General features: G+C 32.9%; 23 protein-coding genes and 1 pseudogene. 8 read left to right on the forward strand and 16 right to left on the reverse strand.

Features of this window, described 5'->3' with window-relative positions; all coding sequences use genetic code 11:
* Positions 1–68: 68 nt before the first annotated feature.
* Complete coding sequence (gene mltG, locus RVY88_RS04665; protein ID WP_410494532.1) at positions 69–1,064, reverse strand: endolytic transglycosylase MltG; 996 nt, start codon at positions 1,062–1,064, stop codon at positions 69–71.
* On the opposite strand from mltG, the gene RVY88_RS04670 reads away from it, so the two are divergent.
* Positions 961–3,492, forward strand: a complete 2,532-nt coding sequence (locus RVY88_RS04670) for an AsmA-like C-terminal domain-containing protein (protein WP_162167465.1) — start codon at positions 961–963, stop codon at positions 3,490–3,492. The two genes, mltG and RVY88_RS04670, sit on opposite strands and share 104 nt — an antisense overlap.
* A gap of 5 nt (positions 3,493–3,497) precedes the next feature.
* On the opposite strand, the gene RVY88_RS04675 is transcribed toward RVY88_RS04670, so the two are convergent.
* The 15 genes from RVY88_RS04675 to RVY88_RS04745 all read right to left on the reverse strand — a co-directional run bounded on the left by RVY88_RS04675 (position 3,498) and on the right by RVY88_RS04745 (position 19,098).
* Positions 3,498–3,839: a hydrogenase maturation nickel metallochaperone HypA gene (locus RVY88_RS04675; protein ID WP_002849461.1), complete on the reverse strand. Its 342-nt coding sequence runs from the start codon at positions 3,837–3,839 to the stop codon at positions 3,498–3,500.
* A 13-nt stretch (positions 3,840–3,852) separates the two neighbouring features.
* Positions 3,853–4,845, reverse strand: coding sequence for a hydrogenase expression/formation protein HypE (gene hypE / locus RVY88_RS04680; protein WP_024305511.1), 993 nt, complete (start codon positions 4,843–4,845; stop codon positions 3,853–3,855).
* 1 nt (position 4,846) lies between these two features.
* The gene (gene hypD / locus RVY88_RS04685; RefSeq protein WP_162167466.1) at positions 4,847–5,935 is read right to left on the reverse strand and encodes a hydrogenase formation protein HypD; all 1,089 of its coding nucleotides are present in this window, start codon (positions 5,933–5,935) and stop codon (positions 4,847–4,849) included.
* Positions 5,935–6,213 carry a HypC/HybG/HupF family hydrogenase formation chaperone gene (locus RVY88_RS04690; RefSeq protein WP_002849464.1) on the reverse strand — a complete coding sequence of 93 codons (279 nt, stop codon included), beginning with the start codon at positions 6,211–6,213 and terminating at the stop codon, positions 5,935–5,937. The genes hypD and RVY88_RS04690 overlap by 1 nt, the downstream gene beginning before the upstream one ends.
* On the reverse strand, positions 6,213–7,001 hold the full coding sequence (gene hypB / locus RVY88_RS04695) for a hydrogenase nickel incorporation protein HypB (RefSeq protein WP_002849465.1): 789 nt from the start codon (positions 6,999–7,001) through the stop codon (positions 6,213–6,215). The genes RVY88_RS04690 and hypB overlap by 1 nt, the downstream gene beginning before the upstream one ends.
* Before the next feature lie 23 nt (positions 7,002–7,024).
* Entirely contained in the window at positions 7,025–7,447 is a 423-nt protein-coding gene (gene nikR / locus RVY88_RS04700) for a nickel-responsive transcriptional regulator NikR (RefSeq protein ID WP_011732006.1), read from the reverse strand.
* Between the two features lie 13 nt (positions 7,448–7,460).
* Positions 7,461–9,686 carry a carbamoyltransferase HypF gene (hypF, locus tag RVY88_RS04705; protein ID WP_162167467.1) on the reverse strand — a complete coding sequence of 742 codons (2,226 nt, stop codon included), beginning with the start codon at positions 9,684–9,686 and terminating at the stop codon, positions 7,461–7,463.
* A complete protein-coding gene (locus RVY88_RS04710) occupies positions 9,673–11,112 on the reverse strand; it encodes a hypothetical protein (RefSeq protein WP_162167468.1) in 1,440 nt (479 codons plus the stop codon). Before RVY88_RS04710 ends, hypF begins: the two co-directional genes overlap by 14 nt.
* Entirely contained in the window at positions 11,109–11,648 is a 540-nt protein-coding gene (locus RVY88_RS04715; protein WP_002849469.1) for a HyaD/HybD family hydrogenase maturation endopeptidase, read from the reverse strand. The genes RVY88_RS04710 and RVY88_RS04715 overlap by 4 nt, the downstream gene beginning before the upstream one ends.
* Before the next feature lie 4 nt (positions 11,649–11,652).
* Positions 11,653–12,330 carry a Ni/Fe-hydrogenase, b-type cytochrome subunit gene (gene cybH / locus RVY88_RS04720; protein WP_162167469.1) on the reverse strand — a complete coding sequence of 226 codons (678 nt, stop codon included), beginning with the start codon at positions 12,328–12,330 and terminating at the stop codon, positions 11,653–11,655.
* Positions 12,331–12,340: 10 nt separating this feature from the next.
* Positions 12,341–14,062 (reverse strand): nickel-dependent hydrogenase large subunit, encoded by a 1,722-nt coding sequence (locus RVY88_RS04725; protein ID WP_162167470.1) that lies wholly within the window; start codon positions 14,060–14,062, stop codon positions 12,341–12,343.
* 3 nt (positions 14,063–14,065) lie between these two features.
* Positions 14,066–15,217: a hydrogenase small subunit gene (locus RVY88_RS04730; protein WP_011732009.1), complete on the reverse strand. Its 1,152-nt coding sequence runs from the start codon at positions 15,215–15,217 to the stop codon at positions 14,066–14,068.
* Between the two features lie 177 nt (positions 15,218–15,394).
* Positions 15,395–15,706, reverse strand: coding sequence for a branched-chain amino acid transporter permease (locus tag RVY88_RS04735; protein WP_002849474.1), 312 nt, complete (start codon positions 15,704–15,706; stop codon positions 15,395–15,397).
* A complete protein-coding gene (locus RVY88_RS04740) occupies positions 15,706–16,368 on the reverse strand; it encodes an AzlC family ABC transporter permease (protein ID WP_162167471.1) in 663 nt (220 codons plus the stop codon). Before RVY88_RS04740 ends, RVY88_RS04735 begins: the two co-directional genes overlap by 1 nt.
* Positions 16,369–16,524: 156 nt before the next feature.
* The gene (locus RVY88_RS04745; RefSeq protein WP_162167472.1) at positions 16,525–19,098 is read right to left on the reverse strand and encodes an ATP-dependent Clp protease ATP-binding subunit; all 2,574 of its coding nucleotides are present in this window, start codon (positions 19,096–19,098) and stop codon (positions 16,525–16,527) included.
* Between the two features lie 162 nt (positions 19,099–19,260).
* On the opposite strand from RVY88_RS04745, the gene RVY88_RS04750 reads away from it, so the two are divergent.
* The 7 genes and pseudogenes from RVY88_RS04750 to RVY88_RS04780 all read left to right on the forward strand — a co-directional run.
* A complete protein-coding gene (locus tag RVY88_RS04750; protein WP_372683080.1) occupies positions 19,261–20,562 on the forward strand; it encodes a S41 family peptidase in 1,302 nt (433 codons plus the stop codon).
* Positions 20,563–20,572: 10 nt separating this feature from the next.
* Complete coding sequence (gene purC, locus RVY88_RS04755; protein WP_002849483.1) at positions 20,573–21,286, forward strand: phosphoribosylaminoimidazolesuccinocarboxamide synthase; 714 nt, start codon at positions 20,573–20,575, stop codon at positions 21,284–21,286.
* Between the two features lie 128 nt (positions 21,287–21,414).
* A complete protein-coding gene (purS, locus tag RVY88_RS04760) occupies positions 21,415–21,645 on the forward strand; it encodes a phosphoribosylformylglycinamidine synthase subunit PurS (RefSeq protein WP_038453459.1) in 231 nt (76 codons plus the stop codon).
* 2 nt (positions 21,646–21,647) lie between these two features.
* Positions 21,648–22,313, forward strand: a complete 666-nt coding sequence (gene purQ, locus RVY88_RS04765) for a phosphoribosylformylglycinamidine synthase subunit PurQ (RefSeq protein ID WP_002849485.1) — start codon at positions 21,648–21,650, stop codon at positions 22,311–22,313.
* Complete coding sequence (locus RVY88_RS04770) at positions 22,307–23,557, forward strand: SH3 domain-containing protein (protein WP_065844274.1); 1,251 nt, start codon at positions 22,307–22,309, stop codon at positions 23,555–23,557. The genes purQ and RVY88_RS04770 overlap by 7 nt, the downstream gene beginning before the upstream one ends.
* Complete coding sequence (locus RVY88_RS04775) at positions 23,541–24,218, forward strand: lysophospholipid acyltransferase family protein (RefSeq protein ID WP_011732014.1); 678 nt, start codon at positions 23,541–23,543, stop codon at positions 24,216–24,218. The genes RVY88_RS04770 and RVY88_RS04775 overlap by 17 nt, the downstream gene beginning before the upstream one ends.
* Positions 24,215–24,439: pseudogene (locus RVY88_RS04780) on the forward strand (fluoride efflux transporter FluC); the annotation flags it as partial. The gene RVY88_RS04775 and the pseudogene RVY88_RS04780, both read left to right, overlap by 4 nt.
* Positions 24,440–24,535 lie beyond the last annotated feature (96 nt).

The raw sequence follows: 24,535 nt of genomic DNA on the forward strand, positions 1-24,535 counted from the left end.
TGATTATATTCAAATTTAAATAAAATCAGTATTAATAAATACTCAATTAAAAAGACGAAACCGAGATATTATTTTGCCTTTTTAATCTCATTTACATGATTTTCATAGCTCTTAGAAAACGTATGTTTTCCGGTTTTTGGATTTCTTACAAAATATAAAAAATCAGTTTTTCTAGGAAAAATTGCCGCTTTTATAGCATCTAAAGATACGTTACAAACAGCAGTTAGCGGCAATCCGCTATGAATATACGTATTATACCTAGTATTATCTTTTCTAATACGTTCCGCAGTTACTTTTTCATGCGAATATAATCCATAATTTAACGTACCGTCCATCTGCAACTTCATACCTTTTTTGAGTCTGTTATAAATGACTGAAGAGACGATAGGCATCTCTTCTGCATCGGCAGCCTCTTTTTGTATCACAGAAGCTATAACAAGAAAATTAAACCATTTTTTTTCATCCCACTCGCCAAATATTTTATTGCTTATATGCTCATGATAACGTTTTGATGAATTTATCAAATAATAAATTAGATGTTTTTCGCTTATACCTACTGGAATTTTATAAGTATCTGGAACAAGGTAACCCTCTTTGATGGGGGATTGTTTATTATACTCATGAGTTAAACGATTGTAATCTAAATTTAATTCATTTGCGATATCTTTTAAAAAATACAAAGTTGTCTCACCGGGAATCAGGGTTATATCTACCATAGCGGCTTTTGCGGTTGTTAATTTATACAAAAAATCAAATTTGCTAAGTCTATTTTGACCTATTTCTATCCAGCCAGACTGCGGAAATCCCATAAAAACTAAAATATATTTATCAAATTTATTAACATTAAAATTGCGCTTATCTAAATACGATATAATTTCGCCAACGCTTCCATTAGGAAGATACACAACCTTACTAGTATCAATAGGTCTAGCGAGCGTTGCAAACAGACTTAGGAAAAGTATGAGCGCTATTTCACAAATTATTAAAAAAGCTCGTTTTTTTTTAATATTTTCAATAACCATTATAATTGCCTTAATTTTAACTTTAATAAATGGTATTCGCATAGATAGCTTCGACTCCGAACTACTGCGAATAGAAAAATTATATATAAAATTAGATAAAAAACTAATTGTAAATATAAAAAATATTGAAATTTATAACAAAAAAAGCGAACAATCTAGCAGCAAAGAGCTTTTAGATATCGCAGATAACGCAATCTGGCTAGGCAGACTTTTTAAAGAGATAAATATAGAAAATATCTCTTATCAAGATATAAATTCAACATTATTATATAAAGACAATATATTTTATGTCAATACGCCTTATCTTACCATAAATACCCAAATAGAAAATAAAAATAAAGTATTAATAGCAAATGTAAGCGAACTGTCGCTTAAAGATTTCAATATAACGATAAATGGAAATTTAGTAGCAGATTTATATGACAACAGATACTATTTTGGCGGTAAATTCAGATCATATGAGTTATCTGGAGATATAGGTTTAAATCTAAAAAATAATATATTGGATTATAATATTTCAAATGTAAATGCAAATAGTATCGAAAAATTTATAGATAATCTAGCTGAAAAAACAGATCTTCACACAGAGATCAAAAACTGGATTTATGGATATATCATAGCAAAAGAATATACTTTATATTCGCTGCACGGAAAACTAAACTTAAAAAATTTTGATTTTTATCCAAATGAACTATACGCCAAAGCAGTTGCGAAAGATTTATCCATTAAATTTCATGAAAATATAACCCCCGTAAAGTCTAATTTAGCATATGCGGAGCTAAAAAATGATAGTCTGTTTTTTCATCTTGAAAAACCGACATACATGGAAAAACCGCTAGATGGAAGTTCTGTCGTGATAAGAAATATAATAGGAAAAAACTCGAATATGAGTGTAAATATAACGACAAATTCATTTTTAGATAATGATATACACGCTATTTTAAAAGCATATGGCATAGATTTTCCTGTTTCTCAAAAAAGCGGAAATCTAGATAGCAACTTAACTCTCGATATAGTTTTTGATCCGTTTTCCATCTCAAGCAACGGCGAGTTTATGCTAAAAGATGCAAATATAGATATCGGAGGAGCTGATTTTTATACTAAATATGCAAATATATATTTAAAAGACAACGTAATTAAATTTAAAAACTCAAATTTGATGAATAATATATTTGACGCAAACGTAGACGGAGAGCTTGATGCAAATTTAAAAAAAGCTAAATTTGATGCTAAATTTAACAAATTGTGTATAAATGAGTGTAGAATTTTTGCGGCTTCAGATATAAACGATACTATAAATTTGGATTATAATAAAGATCTAAATATAACAGCCGACAAACTAAATTTATCTATAAATATAGCAAAAAATAACCAAATAAAGGTTAAAAATTTAAAAGAACTAAAACAGTATTCGCCGCTTATGGAGAAATTAAGTATTGTGGATGGCGATCTGCTTATACAAACTCCTGATTTTTCTAAATTTGATGTTGATTTTAGTAGTGCAAAGTTTGATTTACCGTTTTTAAATTTACAAAACAACCCATACGACGAAGATCATTTTAAAATTTTAATAAATAAAAATATAGATGTAATAAGCAAAAGTGATCATTTGAAAATGAGTATAACAGACTCGGATATAAATTTAAATTTAAATAATCTAAAATTATTAGTTGATGCAAATTCATCCAAAAAAGAGTATGAAAAAAACCTGAATTTCGCCGCAAAAAACTCTTCAATTATAATAATGGATTTAAATAGAACTCTAAATTTTACTAAATTTAGCGGAAATATAAACAATAACGAACTAAATTTCGACGGATCATTCGATAACGGAGAAGTAAAACTAAACAAGCAAAAAAATAGTGTAAAAATAGAAGGCGATGGCTTAGACGCTTCTTTTGTCAATGATTTTTTAGGATTAGACGGATTTAAAGACGGAAATTTCACTGTTAGATTAAACGGAGAAGGCTTTACTAAATTTAAAAGCAAAATAAAAGTAAGTAATACTTATTTAAGCAATTATAAGTTCTACCAACAATTTTTGAGCTTTCTTGACTCTATCCCTTCATTACTGATATTTAAAGTTCCTGATTTCAACGACAAAGGATTTACTGTAAATAACGGAATTATGTTAGTTCAAAGAGATGATAATTTACTCACCATAAAAGCTATCGATCTTAGCGGAAGTAGTGCTGATATAACCGGAAACGGTACAATAGATCTAAAAACAAAAGATATTAATATGACTTTTCAGTTAAAACTACTAAAAGACGCTAGCTCTATCATAAGCAAAATTCCGGTCGTCAGTCATATATTTCTTGGGAAAGACAAAACCATATCAACGGTTATAAAGGTACGAGGAACGCTTGACGAGCCTAAATTTGAGACTCAAGTGGTAACTGATATCATAAAAACACCATATAATATTATAAAAAATACTCTTGAACTACCTTTTATACTATTTCAATAATCGCCCTACTCCATTTCAAGACGCATAAGATACATATCTTCTCCAGATATAACTTCAAGATTGTTTGAGCCGCATTTTGAACATACAAAATTATTATCCAGCAAAATACTCTCAAAACCGCACTCCAAACATCTTACAACCACATCTTGCGTATTTATAATAAGTTTTGCCGAGCTGCAAATAGTATTAACTTTAAAAGCGTCAAATGCACTCTCTAAATAGTGAGGTTCGACACCGCTTAACCTGCCTACTTGGATCTCTACTTTCATGATTTTTTGCGCATTGTTTTTCATAGCATTTGTCTCACAAAGCTTAAATAAATCTTGAACTATAGCTAACTCATGCATAAAATTATCCTTTTTAACAAATTCTAGGTAACAATTCGCCTTTTGGGGGCTCTAAATATCTATTTCCGCCATAACTATTTTCTAGCAAAACTCCAGCTCTTTTATCACTTACAACTTCACCTATAATGTTTGCATTTTTATCATATTTTCTTAATACCTCTAAGGCTTTTTGCTCATCTTTAGGATCTACTGCCAAAACGAATGTTCCTTCATTTGCTAGCTCATACGCTTCAAATCCCAGTAACTCACAAATACCGACGACTTCATCGCTTAAAGCTATTTTTTCTTCATAAATTTTAATTTCATAATTTTTAAAATTAGCCCATTCGTTTAAAACAGCCGACAATCCTCCTCTTGTCGCGTCGCGCATACAAAAAGGTTTTATGCCTGAGTTTAAAAGCTCTAAAACAACACTTTTTAGTACTTTACAATCGCTTTCTAACTCGCTTGTAAGAGCTAACTCCTCTCTGCTAGCTAGTATAACCGCCCCATGTCTTCCTATGTCTCCGCTTAAAAGTATCTTAGCGCAAACCTCTAAATTTTTTACTTCTATTTGATCTGTTATAATTTCGCCGATCCCCGTCGTATTTATAAATATCTTATCACAACTCCCTTTAGGAACTACTTTTGTATCGCCGCACACTATGCTCACGCCCGCTTCATCGGCAGTTTTCTTTATAGAGTTCAAGATATCTTTTAACTCATCCAAGCCAAATCCCTCTTCAAGTATAAGAGAACAGCTTAGGTATTTTGCGCTAGCGCCTACCATAGCTAAGTCATTTACTGTGCCGCAAACTGCTATTTTACCGATATCTCCACCTTTAAATTTTATAGGAGTTACCACAAAACTATCCGTGCTAAAAGCCACTTTATTATTTAAATTTAAAATAGCACTATCATTGCTGTCTTTTAAAATATCATTATTAAAAATTTTGAAAATAAGCCCGTTTATAAGCTCATTCATCTCTTCTCCGCCGCCACCATGACTTAACATTATCTTATCCATATCAAGCCCTTTTAGCATATTTATAGTATGCTGCGCATGCTCCTTCGCCACTAACCATACAGCTACCTATTGGATTTTGAGGATTGCAAACTTTACCAAAAACTTTGCAATCATAAGGTTTAGCTCGCCCTCTAAGTATCTCGCCGCATATACAGGCTCTATTTTCACCCGCACTATCAACACTGCAATCAAAAACAACTCTAGCATCTAAATTTGAAAACTCATCTTTAAGTTTCATTCCGCTTTTATTTATATTGCCGAGTCCTCTCCACTCAAAATCACATGGCTCAAAATATCTATTTATCAACTCTTTAGCTTTTAAATTTCCATCTTTGCTAACAACTCTTGCATATTGATTATATACTTCATACGTGCCTGCATTTTGTTGTTTTACCAAATTTAATATACTATCCATAATATCAAGCGGTTCAAATCCGCTAACAGCGATAGGCGTTTTAAACTCATTAGCTAAACTCTCATAAATAGCGCTTCCTGTTATAACGCTTACATGGCTTGGTCCTAAAAATGCGTCTATTTTTACATTTTCATCGCTCATTATGGCTCTTACTGGAGTAGGAACAGTTACGTGATTTATATGAAAAAATATATTTTGCAAATTTAAACTTACAGCTTTTTCCACTAAAACAGCGCTCATAGGAGTGGTTGTTTCAAATCCGATAGCAAAAAATATAACGTTTTTATCAGTATTTTCCTGAGCTATTTTAATAGCATCAAGCGGAGAATACAACGCTCTTATATCGTGTCCTTCACCTCTTAGTTTTAAAAGCGAACTTTTACTTCCCGGAACTCTTAACATATCTGCTAAAGTGCAGAATATCACGCCATTCATACTAGCTAATTTTATAGCTTCATCTATCCTACTTTTAGGCATTACGCACACGGGACAGCCTGGACCATGAACAAAATTTATATGCTCTCCTACTAACTGAGGAATTGCGAATTTCATTATGCTATGAGTATGACCACCGCAAATTTCCATTATATTAAATGGTTTTTTACTCTGTTTTTGTATGAGTTTGCTAATAGCTAAAATTTTATCTTTATCTCTAAAATCGTTTATTAAATCCATTAAGCCCTACTTTGCAATCCCATATCGCCCTCATAAAGGTCTATTTCTTCATCTTTCATCTGACGCACGATATCTTCATATATTTTTAAACTCTCAAGCGCATATTTGGTATCTATCTTTTCCATAGCAAATCCTACATGTATAAGAACATAATCCCCTATATTTACAGGTTCGCTTATAAGATCCAAACTAACACCGCGCCTAACTCCAAGAGTCTCTACTATGGCAAAATTATTTTCATCGATTTGCACTACTTTTGAAGGTATGCTTAGACACATTATCTAAATTCCTTTTTCATCTTAATATAATTTATCCATTGCTCAATTCCAGCGCCTGTTCTGCTATCTACTTCTATGATATCAACTTTTGGATTTAGCTTTCTAGCATCTTTTTTTACCTCACCGATATCAAAGTCAAAATGTTCTAAAAGCCCTGTTTTTGTTATTATAAGAACATCTGCGGCTCTAAACATCACCGGATATTTTGTTACTTTATCGCCGCCTTCAGGAACACTTAATAAAACTGCATTTATATGAGCTCCGACATCATAACTAGCCGGACAAACTAAATTTCCAACATTTTCTATAAATACAAGATCAAGCTCGCTTAAAGGTAGATGATGAAGACCTTCATGAACCATAAAAGCATCCAAATGACAAGTCTGACCGGTTGTTATCTGATGAGCTTTTGCTCCAGCTTTTAGTATTCTATTGGCGTCTTGATTAGTTTCTAGATCACCCTCAACAACACCGATTTTAAAATCACCGTTTTTTATAGTTGCCTCTAGAAGAGTTGTTTTTCCTGCTCCTGGACTACTCATTAAATTTATACAAAGTATTCCATGTTCATCAAGGTGAGATCTATTATGCTCTGCTTCGTGATCATTTTCTTTTAAAATTTTTTCTATAACTTCAACTGTTTTTTTCTCATTTAAAGCTGGATGGGCGTGGTGATCATGAGTATGTTCACCTATATGCTCATGTGAATGAGTATGAGTGAGACCATTATGAGTATGTTCGTGTGAATGAGCATGGTTTCCCATACTACAACCGCAATCTTTACACATATTTTTCCTTTTAAATTTATTTATTAATATTTAGGTACCGCTGCTTTAACAAGTTTTGCGAATTTTACGCCTTTTAGTCCTGAGATATTATTACTAAACTCTTCAATATCTCTAGCAATACCTTTTAAAACCATAGTTTCAAGGCAGTTATGATGGTCCATATGGATATGATTAGTGCAGACTATATTTACCATAGAATCATGTTCTATAGCCATTTTTCTACCCATAAGTTCTCCTTGATGATGATCATAAATGATGGTAAGAACACCTACTAAATCCTCATTATCATTAAGCCAACTATACTTAACGATTTTCTCTCTGATCAAATCTCTTGTGAATTCGCTCCTACTAGCATAGTTGCGATCTTTGATCATATCATCTAGTTCATCTAACAGATGCTCGGGTAGAGACACGCTAAACCTAATTATTTTATCTTCTTGTTCCATCTTTTACCCTTTTTTATGTTTTTAAATTATTTGCATTATAACCCAAAAATTTTAAACCAAAATAAATCTGCCCCATAGCTATACTAGAATCATTAACAGGCTCATCTTTTGGCAGATAAAAAAATATACTATTTTTATTTAAATTTAGAATTACGCGTTTTAGCAGAGCTTCATTTTGAAAAACTCCGCCTCCAAGCACAACTGGCTTTTTATAAAGCTCGGCTAATTCTAAAATAAGATTAGCTATACCGTTTATAAATCCAGTCGCCGCAACACTAGGAGAGTCGCTTAAAGCTCGTAAAAATGGCTCTTTATAGCTGATAATTCCATCATTTATACAAAAATCATATGAAATATCAATAGTATCATCATATAAACTTTCTAACTCCATAGCCGCTTGCGCATCATAGCTAACCTTATTTATACCTAAAACTAAACATGCAAATGCATCAAAAATTCTTCCAAGAGAGCTAGTTTTAATTATATTTATACCACTTTTCATAACTTTATCTAAATTTAAAAGCTGATTTTGTTCAAATTTGGAGTAAAATTTAGGAGCATCTATATTATATTTACACAAAATAGAATAAGTTAAATAGTATATATTTTTGATAGCATTATCTCCACCTATAAGATCAAAATCATCAAATTTAGCTACTCTTTCATAGTTTTTAGTATCACAAATAAAAACCTCGCCGCCCCAAATATGAGAATCATCACCATAACCCGTACCATCAAAACCAAATCCCAAAACGCTGTCCGTGATATCGTTTTCTAACATAACGCAAAGAGTGTGGGCGTAATGATGTTGCACTTTATGCACGGTAAAACCCTGCTTCGCAAAATGCTTAGTATGTAAAAAATACGGATGTTTATCTGCGATTACAAACTCAAATTTAAACTCATAAGTACGCACAAACATATCAAGCACCATCAAAAATCTGTCAAAAGTAGCTTTATTTTTTAAATCGCCTATATAAGCAGAACTAAATATCAATCCGTCTTTATAAATAGCAAATTGATTTTTCAACTCACTTCCTATAGCCAAAAAACACCCTTTTTTATCAAATTTAGAGTGTATTATCTTTGGTTTTATACCTCTTGAAGTGCGTAACCAAGCAAGATATGACTGATATACAAAAGCTATACTATCATCGCTCGGATTTAGAATGTCTCGATCATTATCAAGTGCGCCATCGCAAACTTTTATAAGCTTTTTGGAAATACTTTCAAAATCAATTATTATCGGCTCACCGCTTATATTTGCACTAGTTGCGATAATAGGAAAATCAATATATTCAAAAAGCAGCAAGTGAAGCGATGTCGGAGGTAGAAATATGCCGATTTTTTTTAAATTCAAAGCTAGATTTGCAGGCAAAATTTCTTTACTTTTAAGTAAAATAATAGGTTTTATATTTGAGGTAAGAGCATCTTTTTCAAACTCATTTATATACGCCACTAAAGAAGCCATTTGTATATCTTTACACATAATGGCAAATGGTTTATCAGGGCGATTTTTACGTTCTCTTAGACTACTTATAGCTTTTTGATTTGTAGCGTCACAAACCAAATGAAATCCGCCGATACCTTTTATAGCTATAATCTTACCGCTTTTTAACTCATTTGCGCACAGTCTTATCGCTTCTTCATCATTAGCTAAAACGATACCATCAATATTCTTAAAACTAACTTTTGGACCACAAGTTTTGCATGAGATAGGCTGAGCATGATAACGACGATTATACGGATTGCTATACTCGTTTTTACACTCATCACACATCGCAAAACTACTCATAGTCGTATTTTTACGATCATATGGTAAAGATTTTATGATAGAAAATCTAGGACCGCAATTCGTACAATTAATAAATGGATGATGAAAACGCCTATCATCTTTATCATAAAATTCGCGTTTACACTCATCGCATATAGCAAAATCAGGTAAAATAGGAGCTGTTTTTAGGGCTTGTTTAGACTCTATAATCTTAAAATCATCAAATTTAAAACTGCACCCAGTTACTTTAAAATCATCGATTCTTGCGAGTGGAGGAAGCTCATCAAAAATAGCCTTACAAAACTTATCGCAAGCCTCATCATCTGCATAAATTTGAATCTTAACTCCCTGGGAATCATTAAAAACTCTACCAAAAATACCAAATTTTTTAGCAAGATAGTAGATAAACGGGCGAAATCCTACACCTTGAACCAGCCCATAAATTTCAATTTTAAGTGATTTCAAGTGGATAGTATCCGCTAAAACAAGTTTTATAGTTTGAGTTTGAGTATTTTAACGTAAGATTTGCAATAACTTTATTTTCAAAAAGTGAGCCGGTTAATAGCATATTTGCACACTCAAATTCATCTTTTATGATATCTCCAAAATCACTTAAGAAAAGCGCTAAGCTTTCAAAGCAACCAAATGATATATTTTTAGGCTCAGCTCCAGCTAATTTAAAACTCATAGCAGATCTTATAAGTCTTATCCAATCAAACTCATCTTTGCTTGACATTTTATAATCAATCCTAACTCCCTTTTGACCGCCAAAATCCCTGGCGTAGTCGAAAATCATACCGTTAAAACCCAGAATTTTATCTACAATCATAAAAATTGAGTAAAAATTATTAGCTAAATTTATATCTCCTGATGGTAAAGAGTAGCTAGCTTTATAATTATCTAAAAGCCTTTCACCGCCTTCAAATGAAGCAATTTTCACATAAATTTCATCAAAACTTTCCGGAGCTTTTAAATTTAAAAGATTAAACTCATCTTCGCCTTTATAAACCTTGATAAAATCAGTACTATGTTTGCTTAAAAATATTCTGCAAACACTTTTATTTAAAAGATCATACTCTTTTAACACGAGCCCAAATAAAGCTAAGTTTTTATCGGTTCTTGAATGTATAAAATCAAGGTCGCCTTGTTGCAAAAACTTACTATTTTTAAGTACTAAAAAACTATCATCAAGCACTGAAATTTTAAAATCGTCTTTGGTAGATTTTACTTTTAAAAAGTTAATTCCTTGCTTGTTTAAGATATCGCAAATTTTATAAATATTCAGATCCCACGCCGAACGAAGATCAAAATACATAGGCGCATCTTTGTGATTTGTTCTAAAAAGAGCATTTAATTTTAAACTTACGACTGGTTTTTCAAAACTGGCTAAAGCTATCAAAGATTTTTCATCGCAAACAAAAACTTTTGGGGCTGTTTTTAATCCGGTAGATAGCAGATAGCTACAATCAAAATTATCAAATTTAGATATCTCATATCCATCATAAATGAAGCTTTTTCCGGCATTTATCTCAGAGACAGCCTCATTTATAAGACTCTCATCGCTACTAAAACCAAACTCATTTATACCGTCTTTTAAACTAAGCGGAGTAATATTTTCTAATGAAAAATCAAACTTTAAATCACTATTTTTAGGCATTTCATCTTCTATTTTTACAGAACTATTTTGCAAAAATACAGAGTGAGGAACCATAATTATAAACTCATCATTAAATTTGCTAAGAGATTGTTCATCACCATTTATATATAAATTTATATCATCATTTTTAAATGTCATAGAATAATCCAAACCACTTTTTTTAGCCCAATACTCAAGAAAAAAAGCTAAAGTTTTTTGATTATTATTAAATTTAAACTCAAAATGAAGTATCAAAATTGCTCCTTTTTCCATTCATCTGCAATAGTTTGAACGGTAAAATCCGCAACTTTTTCATAATCAAATCCAAGCTCTTTTAAATGTTTTAAAATAACTTTTTCCATAGTGCATGAGCTAGCTTTTACCTCGTTGCTAAGCTCAAAACTCATAGGTTCTATCCTTTTTGGGATAACGCCGAGTATCTTAGTTTGCGGTCTATCACCTATCAAATCCATCATTTCTAGCGTCTGAAGCATCTCTACTTCGTGAGCAGAACCGGACCAGTTTATACTTTTTGGCATATCATCAAAATCAAAAAAATACACATCTCCGATATCACCGTTATCGGCATCAATGCAATCAACAACAATAACATAATCATATTTTGCGATAATCGGACTTAGAAGATTTGCTAAAGTTCCTCCATCTACAAAGTCTAGGCTATGTTTAGAAGAACTAAATTTGAAGTTTTTTTCTATCATTTTTGTAAAATGAACGCCGATACCCTCATCGGCGAACATTACATTACCAATACCTAAAATAAGCACACGCATATGCTTATTGCTCTTTTGGAAATTTATAACCGCTTATAATGGCGTCAATTGCTCCATCTTTGCCTTTTATAGCATTAAATACAGCCATATAAACATGAACTACTACAAACACCATTATAGCCCACATAGATATATGATGTATCAAACGAACATTAGCCAATCCGCCCATCCATGACTCAACAACTCTCATAGGCTCGTAAATAAGACCTCCAAGACCGTTATGATAAACATGAGCATATAGTACAAGTCCAGTTAAACACACTACAAGTAATATTATATAAAACATTATATATGCTATAAATTGCAGAGGATTATAAGTACCGTGCAGATGTGGATGCTTACCTAAAAATAGATAATATTTTATCTGAGCTATCCAAATTTTTGGGCTTAAAAAATCCTTCACGCTGACTCTTTCTATTTTACTTTGTCTATCGAAGAAAAATAGATAAACTTTAAAAATAAAGCAGCCTATAAGTATAAATCCGACTATTTGATGAACTGCACGCCATTTAGCATTCATAAAATTTGTAGGCTCGCTAGTTATAGCAGGACTAACAAACACATAAGCCAGATAAAATCCGCTGACTATAAGTATGGTGACGCATATAGCTCTTATCCAGTGTGTTACTCTAAGTCCTATAGAAAACTCATATTCGGCGATATGTTTTTTACTCTCTTTCATATTCGCTCCTTTAAATCAAATTTGGATTAACTTTATATTCGCTTAACTTATTACCTTTAGTATCCATAACATGAACAGCACAAGCGATACAAGGATCATAAGAGTGAATTTTGCGAATGATCTCTAAAGGCTGTTTTAAATCAGCTATTTTAAGACCTACTAAACACGCCTCGTAACTTGCCATTTGTCCTTTACTATCTTTTGGACTTGCATTCCAAGTTGAAGGAACAACTGCTTGCCAATTTTCGATAACGCCATTTTTAATTCTACACCAATGGCTAAGCATACCTCTAGGAACATTTCCTATAAATCTTCCTTTGTACTCTTTATTATTATCAATAACATATTTGGCGCAAGTTGATTGATCTACTTTTAGATTTTCAATCAAATTATTAAATGCTTTTAGTGCGTTATTAGCTACTATAGTAGCTTCTATCATACGGCATGCCGTCCTTCCTAAAGTAGAAAATACTGCAGATAAAGGAAGCCCGGTGTCTTTTAAGAATTTATCTACTACTGGAACTACGTTTTTATTTCCTTTTGCGTAGTTTATAACGATATTTGCTATAGGTCCTACTTGCATAGGCACAGAATCATATCTTGGAGCTTTAATCCAGCTATACTTTCCTGCGATATCAAATACCTTAGTATCTTCCATCTCACCTTTAGCATTCATAGTTTGAGCATCTTTAAATCCGGTATAATTCGGCTCTGTTTGTCCATCGTAAGGATGAAGTGGAGCATCATTTTTATACCATGATCTCGTAGCTTCTTCAGTTATCTTATTTTCATCTACTTCATAAACCTTACTAACATCTCCATTTAGTATATATCCACCTTCAAATAGATACTCATTTGCTCCTAATTGAAAATCTGTATAAGTAATTAAATTTGGAGTTCCTACATCATTTAAAACGCTTGGCTCTCGCGCATACGCTTTAGCAGCCATAACCAAATCAGCGTAATAAGCACGATTTATAAAATCAGCCATCTCTTGAAACTTAACCATATATTCGCCAAGTCTTGCAGGATCTTGTAAATCCATAATACAAGTCACGCCGCCTACTGTTAAACTTTGCGGGTGAGGTTGTTTCGCACCAAATACGGCCATAGCTTGCGCTATTGTTCTTTGGAGTCTTAAACACTCCAAATAGTGACTAAGAGCTATAAGATTTTGCTCTGGAGTAAATTTATAAGTAGAATGTCCCCAGTAAGCATTCGCAAACGGTCCGAGATTTCCTTTTTCAACAAATTTTTTAACTTTATCTTGAACTAATTTTAGTTGATCGGCGCCGCAAGCGTAAGGATATTCGCTATATTTAAACGCCTCTTCGCTAGCTTTTTTAGGATCTGCACTAAGAGCGCTAACTACATCAACATAATCAAGCGCGTGGAGTTGATAAAAATGTACGGGATGATCGTGTAAAAACAGAGCCGCATTCATAAGTGTTCTAGTTAATTTTGCATTTAAAGGAGGAACTATACCAAGAGCATTTTCAACAGCTTCAATTCCTGCTCTATAGTGTGAAAATGTACAAACACCACAAATTCTTTGAGTCATAAATCCGGCGTCTCTTGGATCTCTGCCTTTTACTATAGTTTCAATACCTCTCCAAAGAGTTGAGCCGCTATAAGCTTCTTTTACGACACTATTATCATCAACAACAACTTCAATTCTAAGGTGTCCTTCGATTCTTGTTATTGGATCTACTACTATTCTTTGCTCGCTCATGTATTACTCCTTATCTTTTGTAGCTGTTGATATCAAAGCGTGAGCCGCTATAGCAACTCCTGTTATAGCTAATACACCTATACCTATTTTATCAGTTATAGCGTCTGCTCCAAGTCCCTCAAATACCGTTTCGTATAATCTATCTCCAAGAGGCTTTTCAAAAGGTCCCATTTTATCCCAAAAATCAGGCTCGGAACAACCTATACAACCATGACCTGCTTGAATAGGCCAGCTTGTATGTTGATTAAATCTTTCGCGTGAGCAGTTATTAAATGTATATGGTCCTTTGCAGCCTACTTTGTATAAACAATAACCATTTTTTGCACCATCATCGCCAAATTCTTGTACAAACTCTCCAGCATCAAAATGACCGCGCCTCTCGCAAAGATCATGGATTCTAAGACCGTAAGCCCATTTTGGACGATTATATACATCAAGCGCAGGAAGCGTTCCAAATAGTAAGAAATTTAAAACATTTCCTACGATATTTTTCTCGCTTGGCGGACAACCGGGCACATTTATAACAGGTTTGTTTGTAATTTTATGAAGCGGTCTTGCATTTGTTGGGTTTGGTCTTGCTGCTTGTATGCCTCCAAAACTCGAACAGGTACCAATAGCAAATATCGCCAAAGCATTATCACTAGCATGTATAGCGTGCTCTCTTCCAGTAGTGCCTTTTGGTCCAACTGTTAGATAAAACGAGCTATCTCCATCTGGTATTCCGCCTTCTACCATTAAAACATATTTTCCTTTATATTTCTCTATGGCATTTTCAAGATTCTCTTCAGCTTGCCATCCAGAAGCAGCCATAACGGTCTCATGATACTCAAGGCTGATATAATCAAATATCAAACTATCTATAGTTGGAGCATCTGTCCTTAAAAGACTCTCACTACATCCTGTACATTCTGCCATATGCAACCAAATAACCGGAAGTCTATCTGCAAGCTCAGCTGCTTTTGCAACAACCGGAGCAAAACTAGCCGGAAGAGCCATAAGTGCCGTCATAGCTCCAGCCCATTTCATAAAGTCTCTACGGGTAAAGCCGTTTTCTTTAAGCGCTTGGGCTATTGAGCTATTTTTTTTGATTTTAGGCATCTTTGATAAAGAGTCTAGTCTATCTTGTATGGTATTTAAGAGTTTGTGCTCAACCATAACTTCTCCTTGATAATAAGATAAATTTATAAAATAAATTTTTTGTCTTTGTAATTTTACAACGATTTATCTTAATTATTTTAATAAATTTATTTTAATTGAATAACATAATGTTACTTTAAGCTTAAAAATTTCTAAAAAATATTATCTGATATCTTTTTACGTGCTTTAAATTTATCAAACAAACCTTATAATGATCATATAAATTATAGTAGGAACCATTATACTAATTAAAGAATTCTTCTTCCAAATTTGTAAAGCAAATACCAAAAATAGACAAAATATAGCACTAAAACCTAAATTAAACGTAGAAAACTCCATACTTCTAAGAGCATAAAATAGTAAAACAATCATTATGATCAAAGTAGTAGTCTGCTGCAAATACAACAAAGTTTTATTATCTGAGCGTTTTTTAAACAACCAATAAGGCAAAAATCTAGTAAGAATAGTAGCAAAACCGGCTAACAAAATATACGGCAAATACTCCATCAAAAATACCTCTTAAAAAGCAATAAAATCACCACTGCAAATATAAGAGTGCCAAATAAAAAATACTGCTGTGGAAATATAAAAAGCCCTATTATAGAACATCCAATACCTAAAAATAAGACACTTTTATTTGGATTATTTTTAAAAACTTGATAAGTTAATATAGCAAACAAAGCACTAAGACTAAAATCAATCCCTTTGTAAGATACATTTAAGCTTGAACCAAGTATAGCGCCTAGATTGACTCCAAAAATCCAGTAGCTTTGATTTAGTAAAGCCGTCATATTAAAAATTAAATTTCTGTTTTCATCACTATTTTGTTTTCGTGATTTTAGTATAGCAAAAGTTTCATCAGTCAAAGCGTAGATAAAATATATACGATTTTTTAAAGATTTTATCTCATTAAGCATAGCCATAGTATAAAAAAAATGTCTAAAATTTAAAAGAAAGGATATGAAAAAAACGCTACTCAAAGATGATCCAGATACGATAAAAGCTACAAGTAAAAACTCGACGCTTCCTGCATAAACAACGATACTAGTAAGACTCATAACCCAGATCGGCAAACCGCTGCCAACTCCATAAAATCCGAAGGCTAAACCAAGCGGGATATATCCCATCATAACTGGGATAGTAGATTTGAATATTTCAAATTTAGACAAAATTTGTTTTCCGTAATTAAATTTGCAGATTATACAAATTTTATACTTTAAATTTAGTTAATTATAGTTAAAAATCAATCATTATAAATAAAAATAATTTTTAATTATATTTTAAGGGTGAATTTGGAGCGAAGTAAAAATTCCGCTCCAAATATTTTATATAAGATTTACGACTATTTCATCATTAGGTGCAGATATTTTTATACTGTCGCCGCTTTTTAACTCATCGCGTAGTATCATTTCAGCAAGTTTATCTTCGACTAACTCATAAAGAGCCCTTCTAAGCGGACGCGCACCATACACCGGATCAAATCCCGCTTTAGCGATAAACTCTTTAGCATTTTCATCAAGAACTGCTTTAATGCCTCTGTTTTGAAGAGTGGCCTCTAGTTCTTTAAACATTATAGAAACTATGCCGCTAAGCTCGTTTGCACCAAGAGGATTAAAGATGATCGTATCATCTAGTCTATTTAAAAACTCAGGTTTAAAATAGTCTTTTAACGCGTCTTTTACCGCATTTTCTCTCTCATCTCCACTTAAATTTGCTATCGCAGACGAACCGATATTGCTAGTCAAAATGATGATAGTATTTTTAAAATCCACGGTAACGCCTTTGTTATCTGTCGCCCTTCCATCATCTAAAATCCCAAGCAGTACATTAAACACGTCTTTATGAGCCTTTTCAACTTCATCAAAAAGTATCACGCTATAAGGTTTTCTACGAACTGCTTCGGTTAATTGTCCGCCCTCATCATACCCAACGTATCCAGGAGGCGCTCCAAGCAGCCTTGAAACGCTGTGTTTTTCCATATATTCACTCATATCAAAACGAACAAGAGCCTTTTCATCATCAAATAAAAATCTAGCTAACGCCTTTGCGCTCTCTGTTTTACCAACTCCAGTCGGTCCTAAAAACAAAAAGCTACCGATCGGTCTATTTTGACTGCTGAGCCCTGCTTTGTTTCGTTTTATGGCGCGTGAAAGAGCGTGAAGCGCAGCGTCTTGTCCTACTACGTTACGCTTTAGATGCTCTTCTACTTGCAAGAATTTCTCTTTTTCGCTAGTTAGCATACGTTTTACTGAAATTCCAGTCCATTTACTAAGAATACCCGCTACCATATCCTCATCAACTTCGTTTTTAAGCAAAACTCCGCCTTTTTTCATCTCTTCCCATTTAGCTTCTAACTCTTTTATCTTAGCGCTTGCTTCTGGGATCTTACCGTACTCTATCTCTGCGGCTTTTTCATAAGCGTTATTTCTTTTTGCAAGTTCGGCTTCATTTTTAAGACTTTCTATCTGTTTTTTGGCTTCGCTTATACCGTTAAATACCGCTTTTTCATTTTTAAATTTAGCTTCTAGTCCGGATTTTTTCTCATTTAAATTTGCAACCTCTTTTTCTATCTCATTAAGACGTTCGCTATTTTTATCACTATTTTCCATTTTTAAAGCTTCTTTTTCGACTATTAGAGTTTCGATCTCTCTTTTAGCCTTTGAAAGCTCATAAGGTTCGCTTTCGATCTGCATTTTAAGCTCGGCTGCGGCTTCATCGATCAAGTCTATAGCTTTATCCGGTAAAAATCTACCGCTTATATATCTATCGCTTAGCTTTGCAGCAGCCACAAGAGCGCTATCTGTGATATTTACGTTATGATGAACTTCTAGCTTGTCTTTGATACCACGTAAAATTTGCAAAGCTTCATTTACGCTCGGCTCGGCAACATTTACTGGCTGGAAACGACGCTGAAGGGCTGCGTCTTTTTCAAAATACTTACGATACTCTTTAAGAGTAGTAGCTCCCACGGCGTGAAGCTCGCCTCTAGCAAGAGCCGGTTTTAGGATATTTGCGGCGTCCATACTACCCTCACTAGCTCCAGCTCCTACGATAGTGTGAATTTCGTCTATAAAAAGTATGATATTCCCTGCTTTTTTTACTTCGTCGATGACTGCTTTGAGACGGTCTTCAAACTCACCACGGTATTTTGCTCCGGCGATGAGGGCACTCATATCAAGAGCGATGACGCGTTTGTTTGCAAGACTAGTAGGAACAGCTTTTTTGATGATAAGCTGAGCCAAACCTTCTACTATAGCAGTTTTTCCCACTCCTGGCTCACCTAGCAAGATAGGGTTATTTTTAGTTTTACGTATGAGAATTTGCATCATCCTAGTTATCTCTTCATCTCTTCCGATAACAGGATCAAGCTCTCCTTCGCTTGCTTTTTTAGTAAGATCCACTCCAAATTTAGAAAGGCTATCAAGAGTTTCATCGCTAGTTTGACTATCTACATTGCGACCACCGCGAATGGCTTCTAGCTCTTTTTTAAGCTCTATTAAATTTATGTATTTACTTAAAATTTCTTTCAAAGGCTCTTTATCAAGGTTACCTAAAATCCAAGTATCAACAGCGATATAACTATCTCCTAAGCTTATCATAACGGCTTTTGCATTTTCTAAGCTATTTACGAGTTCGCTTGAAACTTTGATATTTTCTCTACTAACGTTTGAGCTAGTAAGGAGTTTAGAAGCGCGACTTTTTATGTCAAGCAAAACCGCGTCCTTGCTTACGTTTGTTTTATTAAAAATTTGATTTAGTATAGAGTTACTATCTGCAACTAATGCCCAAAGCATGTGCAAGCTCAAGGCTTCTGGGTTTTTATTGCCTATAGCAAGGCTCAGTGAATTTTCAACCAAACTTCTAGTTTGATCGGTTAATTCTTCAAATATATTTGCCATTTTTGCTCCTTAAACTTTATATGAGGAGCATTATACAACTTTAGTCTATCTTTGTCAAGGTTCATAAAATAATTTTTAAAATTCATATTATTTTCATAGGCTAAAATTTGATATTTTTACCTTAAATTTAGGCAAATTTTAATAGAATTAATGATTTTAAAAATTTGGAGTTTGAAATTGAAAAAGAAAAATTTTTTTCAAGCATTTGGATTTGTTTTAGTTCTAAGTATAGGACTATTCACAACTCTCAATGCGAAACAAAACAGTGAGGCTAGTAGACTAGAAGCTCTTGCAAAACTTACGAAGACAATCGCAATTGTCGAAAAATACTATGTAGATGATCAGAATTTTACTCAAATAATTGACAAAACTATAGCGGGTCTTATGTCAAATTTAGATGCTCATTCTAGTTTTCTTGACGAAAAAGCATTTAAAGATATGCAGATACAAACAAGCGGTGAGTTCGGCGGTCTTGGTATAACAGTTGGGATGAAAGATGGGGCGCTAACGGTTATAGCGCCTATAGATGATACGCCGGCGTTTAAAGCAGGAGTAAAATCAGGTGATGTTATATTAAGGATAGACGGTAACTCTACTATAGGAATAACTATAGATGAAGCAGTAAGCAAAATGCGCGGCAAACCAAAGACTCCAGTTAATATTACGGTAGTAAGAAAAGGAGAGAAAAAGCCATTTGATCTTACAATAATCCGAGATATCATTAAAGTAGAGTCCGTACAAGCAAAATTGATAAAAGACGATAATATACTCTATCTAAGAGTTACAAATTTCGATCAGCACGTAACATCAAAAGCTAGAGAATTTATAAAAGAAAATCCAAACGTCAAAGGTATAGTATTGGATCTTAGAAATAATCCGGGCGGACTTTTAAATCAAGCAGTCGGCTTAGCAAATTTATTTATAGATAAAGGAATTATCGTTTCGCAAAAAGGTAGAAGCAAAGAAGAAGATGAAAATTATATCGCCGATCCATCGTTATTTGTTACAAAAGTTCCTTTAGTAGTGTTAGTAAATGGCGGAAGTGCGAGTGCGAGCGAAATAGTCAGTGGAGCGCTGCAAGACTTAAAACGAGCTGTCGTAGTAGGTGAAAATACATTTGGAAAAGGAAGCGTACAGATAGTTATGCCTATTGACAAAACAGAAGCTCTTAGACTAACAGTAGCAAGATACTATCTGCCAAGTGGTCGTACGATACAAGCAGTAGGCGTAAAACCTGATGTTATAGTATATCCGGGCAAAGCTCCGACTGAAGATGAGAATGGATTTAGCTTAAAAGAGAGTGATTTAAAACAGCATTTAGAAAGTGAATTAAATAAAATAGAACCAAAAAAAGATGAAAAAAATAGCAAAGAAAATAAAAATATCATCACACAAAAAGAGATTTATGATGATATTCAACTAAAAACTGCTATAGATACTATAAAGATATTAAACATCAAGTAAGGAGAAAATCGTGGAAAAGTTAGAAATGATCTATGAAGGCAAAGGGAAAAAGATGTGGTCTGTCAAAGGACATGACGACTTGCTTATAGCTGAATTTAAAGATGATTTGACAGCATTTAACGCTGAAAAAAAAGGCTCTGAAAGTGGTAAAGGCGCATTAAATAACAAAATTTCAACCGCACTTTTTAAACTGTTAAAAAGCAAAGGTATAGAAACTGCGCTTGTTGATACTATCAACGACACTGAACAAGTCGTTAAAAAATGCAAAATAATACCTCTTGAAGTGGTTGTAAGAAACATAGCAACAGGAAGTCTAAGCAAAAGACTTGCGATAAAAGAAGGAACAGTTTTACCTTTTACTTTAGTAGAGTTTTACTATAAAGATGACGCTTTAGGCGATCCGTTAGTAAATGATGAACACTGCATCATAATGGATCTTGTAAAAAGCGAAAACGACCTTGACAGATTAAAACATTTAGGAAGAGAGATAAACTCTATATTGCTTCCATTTTTTAAAGAAAAAGGATTAAAATTAGTCGATTTTAAGATTGAATTTGGCGTGGATAAGGATGGAAATATACTTCTTGCCGATGAGATAAGCCCCGATAGCTGCCGTTTTTGGGATTCTGTGACAAATGAAAAAATGGACAAAGATAGATTCAGACAAGATCTAGGAAGCGTAAAAGTTGCGTATGAAGAAGTTCTTAGACGCATACTTTCTTAGAATTATCTAATGATTTAGAAGTACTCTTTTTAGCTATTTTAAGTAGATTTGGTATTTTAATCACTCTTACTTAAAATAGCTTAAAAAGTTTTGTTTAAAGATTTAGATATTAAATTTAAAGGTTTTATATGAAAGTAACAATAAATGTTTTTTTAAAAAATGGAGTTTTAGATCCTGCTGGTAAAGCTACTAAACATGCTCTATCCTCACTTGGTTTTAACGGTATAAATGATGCTAGGATAGGAAAGCAAATAATTTTAAATTTAGATGACGCAACTAGCGATGAAGATATAAAAAAAATGTGTGAAGAGCTTCTTGCTAATACGGTAATAGAAGATTATGAGATTATAAAAGGCTAAAAATGAAAGTAGCTATAATACATTTTCCAGGAACAAACTGTGAAAGAGATACTCAGTACGCTTTTGATAAATTAGGCTGTGAAACTAAAATTATATGGCATAAAGAAACTAGCGTAGATACTGATTTGATCATACTTCCTGGTGGCTTTAGCTATGGTGATTATCTAAGAACCGCTGCTATAGCTAAGTTTAGTCCGATTATGAATGCGGTAATAAATCACGCCAAAAAAGGCGGTCTTGTGCTTGGAATTTGCAATGGATTTCAAATGCTTTTAGAAACAAATCTTTTAGATGGAGCAATGAGAAGAAACGAAAATATGAGCTTTATAAGCAAATTTCATTACTTAAAAATTATATCAACTAACAATAAATTTTTATCAAATTTAAATAATGGAGACATAGTAGATATACCTTTAGCTCATGGAGAGGGAAACTACTACGCTGATGATGATACTATAAAAAGATTATATGACAATGATCAAGTATTACTAAAATACTGTGATAAAGATGGCAATATTGTAAATGTAAATGGCTCAATTGACTCCATAGCAGGAATTTGCAATAAAAATAAAAATATATTTGGACTAATGCCTCATCCTGAACGCGCTATAGAAAGTATTCTAGGAAGCGAGGACGGTATAAAAATGCTAAAAGGTTTGATTTGCTAAAGTATATTTTACTGTTATTTCTGCCTTTTTATACTACTTCAGTAGCACAAGAAGTTAGTATTTTTGATATGATAGATGGTAAAACCACGCAAAATAAAGAAAATACGATAAAAAATAACCAACAGCAAAATACAATATTACAGCAAAATGCAAAAAAGCAAATTCTTCCTTCCGAAATACAAAAAATTGCCCCAACAGACGAACCAGATGAAAACATAGATAGCGCACAAATTTACCAAACCATAGAGCCAAACAAGCTTATACTAACAGCATCTAAAATGCCTAGATCTGTATATATCTATCAAGTTTTTAGCATAAAACTAAAAGCGGACACTGAGCAAAATTTAAATTTCGACCTAAACTTAACCGTGGATTCAAACGATCTGATATGGCTAAATCCAAAACCGAATTGGAGTGAACTTAAACGCGGAATTTATGAAACAACACTATGGTTTGAGGCAAATAGCACAAATGCAAATATCAGTAATATAACTTTAACTCTAAATAGAAACGATAGTTTCTTTCAAAAATCAAGCATAAGTACGGAAATTCCGCTTATTAAAAATTTAAAAACAGATGATAAATTTGCAAATATGGTTGCAGATAAACTAGAGATTAAGAAGGTAAAAAGTTCTAAATTTGACGAGCTTTATAACTTAATAACAATAGAACTTGAGAGCAAAAACGGAAATTTAAGCTCATTTTTTATACCGCAAAACTTTGAAAAGCAAGGGATAGAGTCTATCAAAGGAGATTTTGTAAATCAAAATGGTAACTACTTTATTATAGCAGATAAAGATATAAAAAATATAAATTTTAGCTATTATAATCTAAAAAGTTCTAAATTTGAAAGTTTCGATATAGATATAAAAGTTGAAGTCGATGATCTTAGTACGCAAGTAAACTTAAATCCTAAAGAGAGTGAGTTTGAGCTATATAAAGATATTGCTTTATACTTTATAATTGTGATTTTCTTGCTCTTATTTATATTTAAAAGAAGTTATTACTCGTTTATTATCGCTATAGCATTTGGTATATATACATTTTATGATAACCGACCTTTTAGCGATGCTAAACTTAAAATTAATTCAGAAGTCAAAATACTTCCTACTTCAAACTCAACTATATTTTTTGTAGCCAACAGACCTGAAAAGGTAAAAATAATGGCAAAAAACGGAAATTATACAAAAATACTTCTCGAAAATAAAAAAATCGGCTGGGTATCAAATGAAAATATTGAGTAAAATAAAAACTATACTTTATGCTATAGAGCTTATTTTAAGTATAGCGGGGGTTGTTCTTTTTATGGCTATTTTCAAAGATAAAAATCGACAAATCAGGCGTATGTGGGCAAAATTGCAGCGATTTTTTATAAGATATCAGCTAGAAGTAGTAGGAAAACCTATCGATGAAGCAAATTTAATAATAATAAATCATCAAAGCGTACTTGATATAATAGTTATGGAAGAGATACATCCGGCAAATCTATCTTGGATAGCCAAAAAAGAGATAGGCAAAATACCTATAATAGGCAAAATACTTACAATACCAAAAATGATTCCGATAGATAGAAAAGATCCCAGATCGCTTCCAAAACTCATAAAAGACGTAAAAGATAGAGTAGATAACAACAGGGTTGTAGCGATGTTTCCTGAGGGCACAAGAAGCGAAGGAGATAAGCTTCTTAAATTTCAAAGCGGAGCTAAAATAATCGTTTCAAAACTAAATTTAAAAGTACAGCCGGTTCTCATCATAAACTCAAGAAATATTTTAGATACAAAAAGATTTAAGCTAAATAGCGGATTGCTAAAAGTCATATATATGGATTTGATAGATACTAGTAATGAAACTTGGCTAGAAGAAACTAGAGCAAAAATGCAAGCTCTTTTAGATCAAAACATATGAGTTTTACGACTATTTTTTATATAGGCTTTGGCGGAGCACTAGGAGCTATACTAAGAAGTTTCACAAATGGATTTGTAAGTAAGATATTTCCGAATTTATCCTTTCCCCTTGAAACTTTAAGCGTAAATATCATAGGTGGATTTTTCATAGGTTTTTTAATGAGCCTTGCTTCAAATATAAATATAGATATCAATTTAAAATCATTTTGTAAAACGCTTTTTAAAATCGAACTACTTTTAGCTTAAAATCGAACTACTTTTTTAAAAAACAAAAAAATAGTTCGATTTTAAACGCAAATTAATACCTATCTACACACA

Origin of the sequence: Campylobacter sp. TJR-1 (assembly GCF_032840035.1) — a bacterium.
GTDB lineage: Bacteria > Campylobacterota > Campylobacteria > Campylobacterales > Campylobacteraceae > Campylobacter > Campylobacter fetus.

What these genes read in the sequence shown, in the direction of transcription:
- RVY88_RS04745 (WP_162167472.1), bottom strand. Translation starts at nt 19,098, where the DNA reads ATGGCAAATATATTTGAAGAATTAACCGATCAAACTAGAAGTTTGGTT.
- RVY88_RS04735 (WP_002849474.1), bottom strand. Translation starts at nt 15,706, where the DNA reads ATGGAGTATTTGCCGTATATTTTGTTAGCCGGTTTTGCTACTATTCTT.
- RVY88_RS04715 (WP_002849469.1), bottom strand. Translation starts at nt 11,648, where the DNA reads ATGCGTGTGCTTATTTTAGGTATTGGTAATGTAATGTTCGCCGATGAG.
- RVY88_RS04670 (WP_162167465.1), top strand. Translation starts at nt 961, where the DNA reads ATGAGCGCTATTTCACAAATTATTAAAAAAGCTCGTTTTTTTTTAATA.
- hypD (WP_162167466.1), bottom strand. Translation starts at nt 5,935, where the DNA reads ATGGATTTAATAAACGATTTTAGAGATAAAGATAAAATTTTAGCTATT.
- mltG (WP_410494532.1), bottom strand. Translation starts at nt 1,064, where the DNA reads ATGCGAATACCATTTATTAAAGTTAAAATTAAGGCAATTATAATGGTT.
- RVY88_RS04675 (WP_002849461.1), bottom strand. Translation starts at nt 3,839, where the DNA reads ATGCATGAGTTAGCTATAGTTCAAGATTTATTTAAGCTTTGTGAGACA.
- purQ (WP_002849485.1), top strand. Translation starts at nt 21,648, where the DNA reads ATGAAAGTAGCTATAATACATTTTCCAGGAACAAACTGTGAAAGAGAT.
- purS (WP_038453459.1), top strand. Translation starts at nt 21,415, where the DNA reads ATGAAAGTAACAATAAATGTTTTTTTAAAAAATGGAGTTTTAGATCCT.
- RVY88_RS04775 (WP_011732014.1), top strand. Translation starts at nt 23,541, where the DNA reads ATGAAAATATTGAGTAAAATAAAAACTATACTTTATGCTATAGAGCTT.
- cybH (WP_162167469.1), bottom strand. Translation starts at nt 12,330, where the DNA reads ATGAAAGAGAGTAAAAAACATATCGCCGAATATGAGTTTTCTATAGGA.
- hypE (WP_024305511.1), bottom strand. Translation starts at nt 4,845, where the DNA reads ATGGATAAGATAATGTTAAGTCATGGTGGCGGCGGAGAAGAGATGAAT.
- nikR (WP_011732006.1), bottom strand. Translation starts at nt 7,447, where the DNA reads ATGGAACAAGAAGATAAAATAATTAGGTTTAGCGTGTCTCTACCCGAG.
- RVY88_RS04730 (WP_011732009.1), bottom strand. Translation starts at nt 15,217, where the DNA reads ATGGTTGAGCACAAACTCTTAAATACCATACAAGATAGACTAGACTCT.
- RVY88_RS04725 (WP_162167470.1), bottom strand. Translation starts at nt 14,062, where the DNA reads ATGAGCGAGCAAAGAATAGTAGTAGATCCAATAACAAGAATCGAAGGA.
- RVY88_RS04690 (WP_002849464.1), bottom strand. Translation starts at nt 6,213, where the DNA reads ATGTGTCTAAGCATACCTTCAAAAGTAGTGCAAATCGATGAAAATAAT.
- hypB (WP_002849465.1), bottom strand. Translation starts at nt 7,001, where the DNA reads ATGTGTAAAGATTGCGGTTGTAGTATGGGAAACCATGCTCATTCACAC.